Source organism: Conexibacter arvalis (genome assembly GCF_014199525.1).
In the GTDB taxonomy this organism is placed as follows: Bacteria; Actinomycetota; Thermoleophilia; order Solirubrobacterales; family Solirubrobacteraceae; genus Conexibacter; species Conexibacter arvalis.
This window is the reverse complement of record NZ_JACHNU010000001.1, coordinates 999,231-1,012,328: the sequence shown is the minus strand read 5'-3', so window position 1 is coordinate 1,012,328 and position 13,098 is coordinate 999,231. Positions and strand designations below refer to the sequence as shown.

Sequence of the window (13,098 nt, the reverse complement as noted above, 5' to 3'; positions counted from 1 at the left end):
CGGGGCGGCGCGGCCTCGGCCGCGCCGCCGCTCACACGAGTGCGGTGCGAGTCTCGACGAGCCGGCCGCGCCGATCCAATGCCCGCTTCCCACGGTCGCATGCCTTGCAGGCATGCGACGCCGCCGCGGGCGCTACGCGCGGGTCGGCGGCGCGCACGGCCGCGCCGCGGGCGCCCGCAGGGGGCCGAGGTCGCGCATGATCTCGCCGGCCGCATAGCTCTCCAGCGCGGGCGGGAACGGCGGCGGGAAGTCGCGCAGCTGCTTCCACAGCTGGTTGAGTCCGGCCGTGCCGTGCTCGCGCACCGTCGCGACGAGGTCGAGGTCGAGGAAGGCGCTGAGGTACTCCTCGCCGCTCGCCCCCTGCGCGAGCACCCGTCCCTCGGGATCGATGATCGTGCTGCGCCCGGTGCCGAACAGGCCGCCGATGTTGGGGTTGACGACGTACAGCTGGTTGGCGATCGCGTTCGCGCGCGCGAGCACCAGCTCCTGCTCGCGGTCGATGCTGCGCGTGTAGGTCGGCTGCAGGATCACCTCCGCCCCCATCCACGCGAGCGTGCGCGAGATCTCCGGGACCCAGCCGTCGTAGCAGATCGCCAGCCCGAAGCGGCCGACGCGCGGGACGTCGAACGTCACGTAGCGATCGCCGGGGACGCTGTTCTCGTGCGGCATCCACGGGAACAGCTTCCGGTAGGCGGCCACCAGCTCCCCGTCGGGCCCGATCACGACCGTCGTGTTGTGCAGCGCGTCGCCGGCCCGCTCGACCAGCGATCCCGGCACGATCCACTTCCCGACCTCGCGCGCCAGCTCGGCGACGCGCTCGGTCGTCGGACCCGGGATCGGCTCGGCGACGGCGCTCGCCCACCCGGAGGGCGCCGGCTCGTCATAGCTGCCGAGCGCCGGCAGGTAGAACTCGGGGAAGACGTGCAGGACGGCGGACGGCACGCTCGCCGCCAGCTGTCGCACGTGCTGCTCGAACGAGCGGAAGGTCGCCTCGACGTCGTACGCGACGGGAGCGACCTGGACGGCCGCGATGCCAATGATCCGGTTCACAGTGAAACACCTTCGTCGTGATGGGCGCGCCCCTCGCGCCGCGTTGCAAGGGCGAAGTGGCAGGCGGCGCCGTCGGCGCCGTCCGGGAGCGTCGGCCGGTCGCGCGCACACGCCTCGGGACCGTCCAGCTCGGCGCGTCGCGCGCAGCGCGGCGCGTAGTGACAGCCGCCGGAGCGGCGCGGCCCGCCCGGGTCGGCCGCCTCCTCGCCGGCCATGAGCGCGGCGCGGCCCGCGCCTGGCGCCGAGGCGAGCAGCTCCGCGGTGTAGGGATGGCGCGGCGCGGCGAAGACGGCGCCGGCCTCCCCGACCTCCACCAACCGTCCCGCGAACATCACCCCCACGCGCGTGCAGAGGTTCCGCACGACGGCGAGGTCGTGGGAGATCAGCAGGTACGCCAGCCCGTGCCGGTCGCGCAGGTCGGCGAGCAGGTTGAGGATCTGGGCCTGCACGGAGACGTCGAGCGCCGAGGTCGGCTCGTCGAGCACCAGCAGCGACGGCTCGCACGCCAGCGCACGGGCGATCGCGACGCGCTGCGCCTGTCCGCCCGACAGCTCGTGCGGATAGCGCCGCCGGTGGCCGGCGTCGAGACCGACGTCGCCGAGCAGCGCGTCGACGCGCTCGCTCAGCCGCTCTCCCCGCAGGCCGGCGTGGAGCCGCAGCGGCTCCGCCACCAGCCGCTCGACCGTCATGCGCGGGTTGAGCGACGCGAGCGGGTTCTGGAAGACGATCTGGGCCCGTGCGCGCACCGCCCGCCGCCGCCGCCGGGGCAGCGACGCGAGATCGGCGCCGCAGAGGCGGACGGTCCCGGCGCTCGGCTCGATCAGCCCGAGCAGGCAGCGCGCCAGCGTCGTCTTGCCGGAGCCCGACTCGCCGACGATCGCGAGCGCCTCGCCTTCGACCAGCCGCAGGTCGACGCCGTCGACGGCGCGGGCGCCGTGGCGGCCGAACTGCTTGACCAGGCCGTCGACCTCGAGCAGGGCGGCGGTCATCGCGCCTCCTCCCAGAGATGGCAGGCCGCGGTGCGATCGTCGTCGACCGCACGGCTCCGCGGACGCTCGTGCCGGCAGCGCTCGAACGCCTCCGCGCAGCGGTTCGCGAACAGGCAGCCGGCGACCGCCGCGTCGCTGCGCGGCACCGTCCCCGCCAGCGACGCGAGCCGTCTCGCGGGCGCGTCGAGCCGGGGCAGCGCGGCGAGCAGCGCCCGCGTGTACGGATGGGCCGGCCCGTCGAGCACCTGCTCGACCGGTCCCGACTCGACGACCGTGCCGGCGTACAGGACGTTGACCGAGGTGCAGAGGTCGCGCGCCTCGGCGAGGTCGTGGGTGATGAAGACGACGCCGAAGCCGTGCTCCTGCTGGAGCGTGAGCAGCAGGCGCCGGACGCGCCGTGCGACCGTCACGTCGAGCGCGGTCGTCGGCTCGTCGGCGACGATCAGCCGCGGCCGGGCCGACAGCGCGAGCGCGATCATCGCCCGCTGCAGCATCCCGCCCGAGAGCTGGTGCGGGTAGCTCCCCATCACGCGATCGGGCTCGGGCAGGCCGACCGACCGCAGCCGCTCGACGGCGGCTGCGGTCGCGGCGCCGCCCCGGGATCGGTCGCGCATCCCGATCACGCGCGTCAGCTGGCGGCCGATCGTCGTGACCGGGTCGAAGGCCGTCGCGGCGTTCTGGAAGACCATCGCGACCTCCCGGCCGCGCAGCTCGCGCAGCGTCCGCTCGTCCATCGTCGTCACCTCGCGCCCGGCGACGCGCACGCTGCCGCGGGCGACGCTGCCGGGCGGCAGCAGGCCGAGCGTCGCGAGGCCGGTCAGCGTCTTGCCGCAGCCGGTCTCGCCGACGACGCCGGCGACCTCGCCGGCGTCGACGCGCAGGTCGACCGAGCGGACCGGCGTGCTCTCGTGCCGGCCGCGCCGGATCGTCACGCTCAGCCCCTCGATCTCCAGCAGCGCGCTCATCGGCGCGCCTCCCGCGGATCGAGCGCGTCCCGCAGCGCGTCGCCGACGAGGTTGAACCCGAGCACCGCGAGGAAGATCGCCAGCCCGGCGAAGGTCGAATACCACCAGTGGTCGAAGATCGCGGCGCGCCCGTCGAAGACCATCAGCCCCCAGTCGGGCGCCGGCGCCTGGGCGCCGAGGCCGAGGAAGGCGAGCGACGCGGCGGCGAGGATCACCGAGCCGACGTCGACCGTCGCCTGGACCACGATCGGGCCGAGCGCGTTCGGCAGCAGGTGGCGCCGCATCACCGCCGCGTCGGAGAGCCCGAGCGCCCGCGCCCCCTCCACGAACGGCCGCTCGCGCAGCGACGCGGCGACGCCGCGCACGAGGCGGGCGTACCACGGCCACCACGAGATCGCGAGCGCGAGCGCGGCGTTGCGGAGGCTCGGGCCGAGCAGGCTGACGATCACCATCGCCAGCAGCAGCGGCGGGAACGCGAGGAAGGTGTCGGTCACGCGCATGATCGCCTCGTCGACCCATCCGCCGCGATAGCCGGCGAGCAGCCCGAGCGGGACGCCGATCGCGATCGCGAGCGACACGACCGCCAGCGCGACGCCGAGCGCCGAGCGGGCACCGAAGATCACTCGGCTCAGCACGTCGCGCCCGAGCGGATCGGTCCCGAGCAGGTGGTCGAGCGACGGCGCGAGGTTGCGCTGCGCGACCGCGGCCGCGCCGCGCCCCTGCGCGGGATCGGGGGCGATCCACGGCGCGAGCACCGCGACCAGCACGAGCAGGACGACGATCGCCAGGCCGACCAGCGCGAGCCGGTCGCGGGCGAAGACCTCCCACGCGCCGCGCAGGCGCGAGCGCGGCGCCGGCGACGCGGCCGCCCGCGGGAGCGTGGCCAGCTCCGCGCTCATGAGAGCCGCACCCGCGGGTCGAGCCGCGCCTGCACGAGATCGACGGCGAGGTTCACGAGGATGTAGCCGATCGCCCCCAGCAGCGTGACGCCCATGATCGCCGGGTAGTCGGAGCTGAGCAGCGCGTCGGCGGTGAACTGGCCGAGCCCCGGCCAGTTGAAGACGACCTCGACGAAGAAGGCCCCGGTCAACAGGTACGCGAGCGTCAGCCCGAGCACGGTCGTCGCCGGCGGCAGCGCGTTGCGCAGCGCGATCCGCCAGACGACCACCCGCTCGCGCACCCCGTACGCGCGCGCCGCGCGGACGTAGTCCTGACTCAGCGCCTCCAGCATGCTGGCGCGGACCATCCGCGCGATCACGCCGGTCGGATAGGCGGCGAGCGTCAGCGCGGGCAGCAGCAGGTGCTCGACCGCGCTGCCGAAGACGGCGAAGTTCCCCGTCACGAGGCTGTCGAACAAGACGAATCCGGTGATCTGCTCGACCGGCGAGGTGAACTGCAGGTCGCTTGCGTAGCGGCCGGTCGGCGGCAGCAGCCCGAGCCGATAGCAGAAGACGATCTGGAGGACGAGGCCGAGCCAGAAGGCGGGCATCGAGATGCCGGCCGTGCTGAACAGCCGCAGCGCGGCGTCGAGCCCCCGGCCGTGGCGGCGCGCGGCGACCACGCCGAGCACCGTCCCGAGCACGGCGGCGATCGCGATCGCCGCCAGCAGCAGCTCCAGCGTCGCCGGGAAGCGGCTGCCGATCTCGCTGAGCACCGACCGCTTGGTGCCGATCGACGTGCCCCAGTCGCCCGAGGCGACGTCCTTCAGGTAGGTCCAGTACTGCTCCAGCAGCGGCCGGTCGAGCCCGAGCGCCCGGCGGGCCTCCTCGACCTCGGCCGGGCGCGCGTGCTGCCCGACGTAGGAGGCCGCCGGGTCAGCCGGGACGACCCGCGCGAGCATGAACGTGATGAAGCTGACGCCGAGCAGGACCACCATCGCGGTGGCGGCCCGGCGCGCCAGGAAGCGTGCCATCCTCCTGCGCCCCGCTCAGGCGGCCCCGGTCCCGAGCTCGTGGAAGAAGAGGTTGAACGAGTAGTTGGGGTTGCACTCGAGGCCGGTCAGCCCCTTGGCGACGACGACCGGCCGGCGCACGTCGTAGAGGTAGATGCCGGGCGCCTCGTCGATCAGCAGCCGCATCGCTCTCGTGTAGAGCCGCTGCGCGCCGTCGCGGTCGGTCGCGGTCAGGCCGATCGCCTCGTCGACGAGCCTGTCGTACGTCGCGCTTCTCCAGTAGCTGAGGTTGAAGAACGGTCTCTCGCTGGAGCGGAAGAGGGTCGCGAGGTTGTCGGACCCGGCGTCGCTCGCGGTCGGCCAGTAGAGCAGCAGGAAGATGTCCTGGGCCTTGCGCGGGTCGCCCTTCGCCTCCTCCCACTGCTGGTTGAACAGCTTGCCGGAGAGCGTGACCTTCACACCGATCTTCGCGAGCGCGTCCTTGATCAGCGGCGCGAACTGCTTCTGCTGGTCGTTCTCGGCGGCGTAGGTGAGCCGCAGCGTGAAGCCGCCGTTCGGGTGCCCGGCCTCGGCGAGCAGCCGTCTCGCCTCCGCGAGATCCTGCGCCGAGGCCGGGATCTCCTCGTCGTAGGGGAAGACGCCCTTCGGCACCGGGCCGCGCGCGGCGGTCCCGAAGCCCTCGGCGCCGACGTCGATGATCTCGTCGTAGGGCAGCGCCAGCGCGAGCGCGCGCCGGACCTTCGGATCGTCGAGCGGTCTGCGCGTCGTGTTGAAGAAGCCGAGATAGCTGAGGCTGCTCTCGCAGACCTCGACGGCGAAGCGGTCGTCGTGCTCGAACTGCGCGACGTTCTCCAGCGGCAGCGAGCTGGCGATGTCGACCTGCCCGCTCTGCAGCATCTGCTGCTGCGCGACGGCGTCGGCGGCGATCTGCACGTTGACGGTGCGGAACGCTCCGCCGTTCTCGGACGCGCCCCAGTAGCCCGGATACGCTCTCAGCACGACCTGCTTGCCGGGCGTGTACTCGGCGATCGAGTACGGGCCGGTCCCGGCGTCGCGGCCGCGCTCGAACCAGCGCTCGTCTCTGGCGGCGGCGGCGAGCGCTCTCGGCGCGACGATCCAGGCGCCGTACATCGACGAGGCCGCGACGTCGACCTCGGTCGGCGCCGACATGCGGAAGACGACCGTCTGCTCGTCGGGCGTCTCGATGCGGTCGAGCGCGCTCCACAGGAAGGAGGCGCCGCCGCGGTCCTTGACCGCGAGGATCGACTGCTTGACCGCGGCCGCCGTCAGCGGCGAGCCGTCGTGGAAGGTCACCCCGGAGCGCAGTCTGAAGGTCCAGGTCTTCGCGTCCGCCGATCTTCTCCAGCTGACCGCGAGACCGGGACGAAAGCGCTCGGCGGCGCCGGGCGGGTTGGCCCACAGCAGCGGCTCGTAGACGTTCGCGAGGTAGTAGACCTCGGTCGAGAAGCTCTTGACCGGATCCCAGGTCGTCACGGCGGCGGTCGTCGCCACGTCGAGGATCGACGTGCCGGCGGGGCCCGAGCCCGAGCCCGTGCCGGTTCCCCCGCTGCTGCCGCAGCCGGCCGCCACCATCGCGGCCACCGCTGTGGCCGCCCCGAACTTCGCAAGACGTCGCGTGCGCTTCATGGCTCTCTCCCGAGTCACGTTCAACGGCGCGACATGCTCGCCGGGCGATCCCATGCTGTCCAATGCCTGTGGCGGGCGCAGGCGATAGCTTCGAGGCATGGCTGGGCGGCCGGCTCGGGCGGCGGCGACCTGGCCTATGCGATCTGGCGCATCCCGGGCGGAGCGGCCTCTGATCCGTAGGTATGGATGCAGTAGCGGACCAGACGGCTGACGAACCACCGGATCGTGTCGACCGCGTAGTGATCGCGATCCCAGGCCGCGAAGAGGTCGATCCACAGCCTGTCTCGCTGCCCCTCGATCGCGAGCGGGTGGAGGCCGTAGCGGGGATCGTCGGAGACGACGGCGATCCCGTGACCGGCGGCCGCGAGCGCCTGCGCGATCTGCGAGGAGCCGGTCTCGAACGCGACCTGGTAGCGGACGCCGGCGTCGACCGCCGCGCGATCGAACCGCTGGCGCGTGCCGTGCTCGCCGGTCAGCAGCAGCAGCGGCCCCGCCGCTGCCAGCTCGTCGATCGCGACCGCGCGCCGGCGCGAAAGGGGATGGTCGGCGCGCACGTAGGCGAGGATCGGAAGGCGCGCGAGCGGCTCGCCGATCAGTTGCGTCGGCGGCGGCGCGGAGGAGATCGCCACGTCGGCGCCGCGCGCGAGCGCGTCGTAGGCCGCCGCGGGCACCGTCTCGTGGGCGGTGATGAAGGGGTCGTCCGGCGTCGTGGTGGCGAGGAACGGCGCGATCACGTCGGCGATCGTCGTCGGCGGCGCGGCGACCGTCAGCCGCGGCGCCTCGCCCTCTTTGAGGGCCGCCACCGTCGCCTGCGCGCGGTCGGCGCGAGCGACGAGATCCCGCGCGATCTCGACGAACTGCAAGCCGGCAGGGCTGAGCTGCAGCCGTCCGGCGTCGCGGCGGAAGAGCGCGACGCCCAGCTCCTCCTCCAGCCGCTTCAGCTGCCGCGACAGCGACGGCTGGGCGACGAAGCACGCGCTCGCCGCGCGCGTGACCGAGCCCGTGTCGGCGACCGCCAGGAAGTATCGGAGGTGGCGAAGCTCCACGCTAGTGACGGCCCCGAGACATCGGCGAGCGATGCTCTCACACCCGCTGGCGGCCGATCAACCGCGTCACGCGACGCCGCCGGCGCGACGCGCTGCTGTCCGGGGAGCCGATCGCCGCGGCGGCGATCGAGCAGCTCGTCTTGCTCCACGCGGCCGGCCTCCGCCTGCACGGCGCCTCCGACCCGGTCCTCCGCTTGCTGCGCGTCGCTGCGACGACGCGTTGATCTGCCACTTCGCTGTCACACTCAGGTGACGTCTTTCGTACACGCCTGCGACGACGGGCCCATGCCTCACCTTTTCACCACAGGGCAGTAAGACCTCTTTCAGGGCTTTTGACCTGGATGTCGCCGGCGGACCACATAAACCTGGTCGCGCGCGCCCGTCAGCTAATGAAACTTGTGCGAATTGACGGACATCAACCGCTTGCTTCCGACGGCTCATCAATGTACGGTCGGCTTGGGAGACACACCGCGCGACCCGATGGATCCGGGTCGATCCTCAATTGATTATGAAGCATCTGTCGCCCGTACTTGGACTCGGCATGCTCAATGATGCGCGCGGTGCGAGGCCATGGCGTCAACTCAACAACTGGAAGGACGTACGGATGAAGCTCCGTCACTGCATCGTCGGGCTCGCGAGCGCCGCGGCCCTCTCACTCGGTACCGCCGGAACAGCCGCTGCTGGCGGCACGCCGGCGTTCACCTGCGTCGCCAACCAGAGCAACGTCTACCTGTACGGCGACGGCCCGGGCATCGGTCCGGTCGACTGGATCCTGCACACCGGCCAGGCGTTCCACGGCCACTACACGGTCGTCCACAGCGGGGTCTTCTGGTCGTTCGGCCACACCGACGGCAACAGCAGCGACATGTGGGTGCGCACCAACCAGCTCCGGTGCTGATTCGGACCGCCAGCGCCCCGACGGTCGTCGGGGCGCAGGTGCCGTCGTGCATGCGCTCAATTAATCCAAACGGCCGCTGGAACGCTGCGCCGGCGGCACCGAACCGCCAGCCGCAAAGCGCCGCACCCAGCGCCGCTGCCACGGCGTCTCGACCGCACGGGAGTCGTAGCGCTGACGGACCCACGCGGTCGCCTCGTGGGCGGGGACGCCGGCGAGCTGCGCGATGCACGCCAGCGCGACGCCCGTGCGCCCCTTGCCGCCGCCACATGCCACCTCGACCCGCACGCCGTCGCGCGCGCGGCGATGGGCCTCCTCGAACGCAGAACGCGCGTCGGCGAGGTCGCGCGGCACGGAGAAGTCCCGGCAGCGCAGCCACCGGCCGGGCCACGGCGCGTCCGCCGGCGGCCTGCCGAGCAGGTAGAGGCCCCACTCCGGCGGCGGCTCGGGGATCGCGCCGTCGCGGAGCCCGCGGCCGCGCAGGCGCGCGCCGTCGGGCAGCTCGATCACGCCCGGGCCGATCTCCCATGCCATCGGGCCGATCATGACGAATCGACCGACGGCGCGGGGCGCGACCGGCGCCGGTCGCCGGCGCCGTAGGTCTCGCGCGCCAGCGCCAGCAGCGCCCGCGCGGCGGGAGCGTGACGGCGGCCGCCGCGGACGGCGAGCGAGATCGCGTGCGTCAGCGCCGGCTTCACGAGCGCGGCCGTCGCGACGGGGGGACCGGGCGCGGTCGCGTCGGAGCGCGGCAGCACGGCGACGCCGAGGCCGGCGGCGACGATCGCGCGGGCGCGGGCGACCTCCTGGATCTCGAAGGCGATCCGCGGCGCGAAGCCGGCGTCGAGCGCGGCGCGCGCGACCGCCTCGCGGATCGTCGCGCCCTCGCGGAAGGCGACGAAGCTCTCGTCGCGCAGCTCGCGCATCGCGATCCGGCGCCGGCCGGCGAGCCGATGCGAGGGGCCGAGCGCGACGACCAGCGGCTCGCGCGCCAGCGGCTCCAGTTCGAGCCGGCCGCGGTCCTCCGGCGCGGCGCCCGACAGCAGCGCGACGTCGAGCGCGTCGGCGCGCAGCTCCGCGGCCAGGCGGACGCTCAGCCCCTCGCGCACGACCAGCTCGACGGCGGGGTGGCGGGCGTGGAAGCGCTCCAGCAGCGGCACCAGGTCGAGCGGGCCGGGGGTCGTCGTGATCCCGATCGTGAGACGGCCGGCGAGCAGTCCGGTCAGCTGCTGCAGCTCGGCGTCGGCGGCGTCGAGCTCGGCGAGCACCCGCCGTGCGCGCGCGACCAGCGCCGCGCCGGCGGCGGTCAGCGCGACGCGGCGCGTCGTGCGGTCGACGAGCGCGACGCCCAGCTCCTCCTCCAGCTTGCGGATCTGCTGCGACAGCGCCGGCTGGGCGACGCGCGAGCGGGCCGCCGCGCGCGTGAAGTGGCCTTCGTCGGCGAGCGCGACGAGGTAGCGCAGCTGCCGCAGTTCCATAAGCGCCACTTATAACAGTCGGACTGGTTTGGTCTTGGACTTCTCAATCGCCGCGCCTCACAGTGGCCGTGACGCGCACCGACGCGAGACGAAGGAGGAGCGATGACGACGGGAACGGCGGGCAAGGTGGTCGCGAGCGCGGCGGAGGCGGTCGCCGACGTCCGCGACGGCGCGACGCTCGCGGTCGGCGGCTTCGGCCTGTGCGGGATCCCGCAGGCGACGATCGCCGCCCTGCGCGACCAGGGGGCGCGCGACCTGACCGCGGTCAGCAACAACTGCGGAGTCGACGACGCCGGCCTCGGCCTGCTGCTCGCCAACGGGCAGATCCGCAAGATGGTCTCCTCCTACGTCGGCGAGAACAAGACCTTCGAGCGGCTGTTCCTCTCCGGCGAGCTGGAGGTCGAGCTGGTGCCGCAGGGCACGCTCGCCGAGCGGCTGCGCGCCGGCGGCGCCGGGATCCCGGCCTTCTACACGCCGGCCGGCGTCGGCACGCCGGTCGCCGACGGCAAGGAGACGCGCGCCTTCGACGGGCGCGACCACGTGCTCGAGCACGCGATCGTCGCCGACTTCGCGCTCGTGCGCGCATGGAAGGGCGACGCGCTCGGCAACCTCGTCTACCGCCGCACCGCCCGCAACTTCAACCCGCTCGCCGCCGCGGCCGGCCGCGTCACGATCGCGGAGGTCGAGCAGCTGGTCGAGGTCGGCGAGCTCGACGGCGACGCGATCCACACGCCGGGGCTCTACGTCCAGCGCGTCGTGCAGGCGCCGCCGGGCGAGAAGCGGATCGAGCGGCGGATGGTGGCGAGCCGATGAGCGCCACCGTCACCCCGCGCGAGCTGATCATCGCCCGCGCCGCGCAGGAGATCGCCGACGGCATGGTCGTCAACCTCGGGATCGGCATGCCGACGCTGCTGGCCGACGTCGGCGTCGCCAGAGCCGGCGTGTTGCTCCAGTCCGAGAACGGCCTGCTCGGCATCGGCCCCTACCCGACCGAGGACGAGGTCGACCCCGACCTGATCAACGCCGGCAAGGAGACGGTCACCGCCGTCGCCGGCCACGCCTACTTCGACAGCGCCGAGTCGTTCGCGATGATCCGCGGCGGCCACGTCGACCTGGCGATCCTTGGCGGCATGGAGGTGTCGGCCGGCGGCGACCTCGCCAACTGGATGGTCCCCGGCAAGCTCGTCAAGGGCATGGGCGGCGCGATGGACCTCGTCCACGGCGCCAAGCGGACCGTCGTCGTGATGGAGCACCTCAGCAAGGCCGGTGAGTCGAAGGTCAAGCCCGCCTGCACGCTGCCGCTGACCGGCCGCGGCGTCGTCGACCGGCTGATCACCGACCTCGCCGTCTTCGACCTCCCGCGCGCCGCCGACGGCTCCCGCGAGCTCGTGCTCGTCGAGACCCAGCCCGGCGTCACCGTCGAGCAGGTGCGCGAGCGCACGGAGGCGGAGTTCCGCGTGGCCGGCGCGGACGGCGATTCCGAGCCCGTCGTGGCCAGCTAGAGGATCGGCAGCTCGAGCGCGCTCTCCGCCCGCTCCCACAGCGCGACCGCCTGAGCGGACCAGTGGCGCCCTGGGGGTGATATGCACCCCCAAGTCGCCCCTCCTCCCTCAGGCCGGGGTGCTGGTGCCACCGCCGCGCCCACCAGCGACCGCGCTAGCGTCTCGCGACGTGAGGTCCGACTCCGACGACGACGCGATCGCGGCGCTCTACGCGGCGGCTCCCGAGCAGTTCGTCGCGGCGCGCGACGCGCTCGCCAAGCGGCTGCGGGAGGCTGGCGACAGAGCCGGCGCCGCGCGCGTGAGAAGACTGCGGCGGCCGACGCGGGCTGCGTGGGCGCTGAACGTCGCGGCGCGCGAGCGTCCCGAGCTGGTCGGCGCGCTCGCCGAAGCGGTCGATGCGCTGCACGCCGCCCACCGCGACCTGCTCGGCGGCGGCGCCGACGCGACCTCGCTGCGCGACGCCGAGCAGCGCGTCCGCGCCGCCGCCGATGCGGTCGCGGCCGCCGCGCCGGCGACCGATCCGCCGACGCTGGAGAAGATCCGCGCCACGCTGCGCGCCGCTGCCGTCGACGCCGACGTGCTCGCCGAGATCGCGCGCAGCCGGCTGCTGCGCGAGCAGGTCGCCAGCGGCTTCGGCGACCTCGGCGGGATCGTGCCGCCGGCGGCGCCCGCGCCGCGCGCCGCAGGGAGAAGAGCGGCCGCTCGAGACGCCGCGCCTGCCGCGCCGAGAAGGGCGGCACCCCAGGACGCCGCCCGAATGGGGGCTCCCGCGGCCGACGACTCCGCCGCGGCGCCCGCCGCCGCGGAAGCCGCAGAGCTGGAGCGGACCGCCGCCGAGCGCGCAGCGGCCGAGAAGACCGCCGCCGAGCGCGCAGCGGCCGAGAAGACCGCCGCCGAGCGCGCCGCGGCCGAGAAGACCGCCGCCGAGCGCGCCGCGGCCGAGAAAGCCGCCGCCGAGCGCGCCGCGGCCGAGAAAGCCGCCGCCGAGCGCGCCGCGGCCGAGAAAGCCGCCGCCGAGCGCGCCGCGGCCGAGAAGGCCGCAGCGGAGCGCGCGGCGGCGGAGCGGGCGCGGCGGATCGAGCGGGCCGACGCCGCGGTCGCAGCGGCGGAGGACGAGCTGGCGGCGGCGGCACGGGAGCTGGAGGCGGCCGAGCGCGCCGCCGCCGCGCGTCGCGCCGAGCACGAAGCGGCCGCGACGCGACTCGCGGAGGCGCGCGCCGCGCGGGAGCGGGCCGACCGGGAGTGAGCGCCGCGCTGGGCGACTGCACCAGGTCGGCGCCGGCCTCCTCCAGCGTCGGGGCCGAGCCGCCGACGGCTGTTGCGCGAACGGAGACGCTCGCGCAACAGCGCCCTCACGCAGCCTCGGTCGACGCCACGCGGTGCTTGCGGACGTCGGCGGCGACGATGCGCGCGGCGACGGCGCCGTCCGGGCCCGAGCCGCGGAAGGCGTCGAGCGCGGCGTCGTCCCGCCAGCGCTCGTAGACGTTGACGCGCGCGGGGTCGAGCGAGTCGGCGGTGAGGGCGAAGTCGAGACAGCCCGGGGCGGCGCGCGCCAGCTCGACGACGGCGGCGCAGTCGCGCACGTAGGCGTCGCGGTCGGCGGGGTCGACGAGGAGGTGACCGGCGATGATCAGCATG

Annotated in this window: 14 protein-coding genes; 4 read left to right on the top strand and 10 right to left on the bottom strand. The window is 74.1% G+C overall.

The window, feature by feature from the left end; translation table 11 throughout:
• Positions 1 to 132 precede the first annotated feature (132 nt).
• The 7 genes from BDZ31_RS04765 to BDZ31_RS04735 form a co-directional block, all read right to left on the bottom strand.
• The gene (locus BDZ31_RS04765) at positions 133 to 1,050 is read right to left on the bottom strand and encodes a nitrilase-related carbon-nitrogen hydrolase (protein WP_183339497.1); all 918 of its coding nucleotides are present in this window, start codon (positions 1,048 to 1,050) and stop codon (positions 133 to 135) included.
• Entirely contained in the window at positions 1,047 to 2,039 is a 993-nt protein-coding gene (locus BDZ31_RS04760) for an oligopeptide/dipeptide ABC transporter ATP-binding protein (protein ID WP_183339495.1), read from the bottom strand. The genes BDZ31_RS04765 and BDZ31_RS04760 overlap by 4 nt, the downstream gene beginning before the upstream one ends.
• Positions 2,036 to 3,004: an ABC transporter ATP-binding protein gene (locus BDZ31_RS04755; protein WP_183339493.1), complete on the bottom strand. Its 969-nt coding sequence runs from the start codon at positions 3,002 to 3,004 to the stop codon at positions 2,036 to 2,038. Before BDZ31_RS04755 ends, BDZ31_RS04760 begins: the two co-directional genes overlap by 4 nt.
• Positions 3,001 to 3,903 (bottom strand): ABC transporter permease, encoded by a 903-nt coding sequence (locus BDZ31_RS04750; RefSeq protein ID WP_183339491.1) that lies wholly within the window; start codon positions 3,901 to 3,903, stop codon positions 3,001 to 3,003. The genes BDZ31_RS04755 and BDZ31_RS04750 overlap by 4 nt, the downstream gene beginning before the upstream one ends.
• Positions 3,900 to 4,916: an ABC transporter permease gene (locus BDZ31_RS04745; protein WP_183339489.1), complete on the bottom strand. Its 1,017-nt coding sequence runs from the start codon at positions 4,914 to 4,916 to the stop codon at positions 3,900 to 3,902. Before BDZ31_RS04745 ends, BDZ31_RS04750 begins: the two co-directional genes overlap by 4 nt.
• A 15-nt stretch (positions 4,917 to 4,931) precedes the next feature.
• Positions 4,932 to 6,488, bottom strand: coding sequence for an ABC transporter substrate-binding protein (locus BDZ31_RS04740; protein WP_246344720.1), 1,557 nt, complete (start codon positions 6,486 to 6,488; stop codon positions 4,932 to 4,934).
• Positions 6,489 to 6,676: 188 nt separating this feature from the next.
• Entirely contained in the window at positions 6,677 to 7,588 is a 912-nt protein-coding gene (locus BDZ31_RS04735) for a LysR substrate-binding domain-containing protein (RefSeq protein ID WP_183339485.1), read from the bottom strand.
• A gap of 604 nt (positions 7,589 to 8,192) precedes the next feature.
• Here BDZ31_RS04735 and BDZ31_RS04730 point away from each other — a divergent pair.
• Positions 8,193 to 8,486 carry a hypothetical protein gene (locus BDZ31_RS04730; protein WP_183339483.1) on the top strand — a complete coding sequence of 98 codons (294 nt, stop codon included), beginning with the start codon at positions 8,193 to 8,195 and terminating at the stop codon, positions 8,484 to 8,486.
• 60 nt (positions 8,487 to 8,546) lie between these two features.
• Here the strand turns inward: BDZ31_RS04730 and BDZ31_RS04725 are convergent, their stop codons facing one another.
• Both BDZ31_RS04725 and BDZ31_RS04720 read right to left on the bottom strand, forming a co-directional pair.
• Positions 8,547 to 9,017: a protein-tyrosine phosphatase family protein gene (locus tag BDZ31_RS04725; RefSeq protein WP_183339481.1), complete on the bottom strand. Its 471-nt coding sequence runs from the start codon at positions 9,015 to 9,017 to the stop codon at positions 8,547 to 8,549.
• Between the two features lie 8 nt (positions 9,018 to 9,025).
• Positions 9,026 to 9,958 (bottom strand): LysR family transcriptional regulator, encoded by a 933-nt coding sequence (locus BDZ31_RS04720; RefSeq protein ID WP_183339479.1) that lies wholly within the window; start codon positions 9,956 to 9,958, stop codon positions 9,026 to 9,028.
• A 102-nt stretch (positions 9,959 to 10,060) separates the two neighbouring features.
• Between BDZ31_RS04720 and BDZ31_RS04715 the strand changes: the two genes are divergently transcribed.
• From BDZ31_RS04715 to BDZ31_RS04705, 3 genes are all read left to right on the top strand, one after another.
• Positions 10,061 to 10,771: a CoA transferase subunit A gene (locus tag BDZ31_RS04715; protein WP_183339477.1), complete on the top strand. Its 711-nt coding sequence runs from the start codon at positions 10,061 to 10,063 to the stop codon at positions 10,769 to 10,771.
• On the top strand, positions 10,768 to 11,460 hold the full coding sequence (locus tag BDZ31_RS04710; protein ID WP_183339475.1) for a 3-oxoacid CoA-transferase subunit B: 693 nt from the start codon (positions 10,768 to 10,770) through the stop codon (positions 11,458 to 11,460). The genes BDZ31_RS04715 and BDZ31_RS04710 overlap by 4 nt, the downstream gene beginning before the upstream one ends.
• 169 nt (positions 11,461 to 11,629) lie before the next feature.
• On the top strand, positions 11,630 to 12,706 hold the full coding sequence (locus BDZ31_RS04705) for a hypothetical protein (protein ID WP_183339473.1): 1,077 nt from the start codon (positions 11,630 to 11,632) through the stop codon (positions 12,704 to 12,706).
• 106 nt (positions 12,707 to 12,812) lie between these two features.
• Here BDZ31_RS04705 and BDZ31_RS04700 read toward each other — a convergent pair whose 3' ends face one another.
• Complete coding sequence (locus BDZ31_RS04700) at positions 12,813 to 13,097, bottom strand: putative quinol monooxygenase (protein ID WP_183339470.1); 285 nt, start codon at positions 13,095 to 13,097, stop codon at positions 12,813 to 12,815.
• Position 13,098 lies beyond the last annotated feature (1 nt).

What these genes read in the sequence shown, in the direction of transcription:
- BDZ31_RS04730 (WP_183339483.1), top strand. Translation starts at nt 8,193, where the DNA reads ATGAAGCTCCGTCACTGCATCGTCGGGCTCGCGAGCGCCGCGGCCCTC.
- BDZ31_RS04740 (WP_246344720.1), bottom strand. Translation starts at nt 6,488, where the DNA reads ATGGTGGCGGCCGGCTGCGGCAGCAGCGGGGGAACCGGCACGGGCTCG.
- BDZ31_RS04760 (WP_183339495.1), bottom strand. Translation starts at nt 2,039, where the DNA reads ATGACCGCCGCCCTGCTCGAGGTCGACGGCCTGGTCAAGCAGTTCGGC.
- BDZ31_RS04755 (WP_183339493.1), bottom strand. Translation starts at nt 3,004, where the DNA reads ATGAGCGCGCTGCTGGAGATCGAGGGGCTGAGCGTGACGATCCGGCGC.
- BDZ31_RS04745 (WP_183339489.1), bottom strand. Translation starts at nt 4,916, where the DNA reads ATGGCACGCTTCCTGGCGCGCCGGGCCGCCACCGCGATGGTGGTCCTG.
- BDZ31_RS04725 (WP_183339481.1), bottom strand. Translation starts at nt 9,017, where the DNA reads ATGGCATGGGAGATCGGCCCGGGCGTGATCGAGCTGCCCGACGGCGCG.
- BDZ31_RS04715 (WP_183339477.1), top strand. Translation starts at nt 10,061, where the DNA reads ATGACGACGGGAACGGCGGGCAAGGTGGTCGCGAGCGCGGCGGAGGCG.
- BDZ31_RS04720 (WP_183339479.1), bottom strand. Translation starts at nt 9,958, where the DNA reads ATGGAACTGCGGCAGCTGCGCTACCTCGTCGCGCTCGCCGACGAAGGC.
- BDZ31_RS04710 (WP_183339475.1), top strand. Translation starts at nt 10,768, where the DNA reads ATGAGCGCCACCGTCACCCCGCGCGAGCTGATCATCGCCCGCGCCGCG.
- BDZ31_RS04750 (WP_183339491.1), bottom strand. Translation starts at nt 3,903, where the DNA reads ATGAGCGCGGAGCTGGCCACGCTCCCGCGGGCGGCCGCGTCGCCGGCG.
- BDZ31_RS04700 (WP_183339470.1), bottom strand. Translation starts at nt 13,097, where the DNA reads ATGCTGATCATCGCCGGTCACCTCCTCGTCGACCCCGCCGACCGCGAC.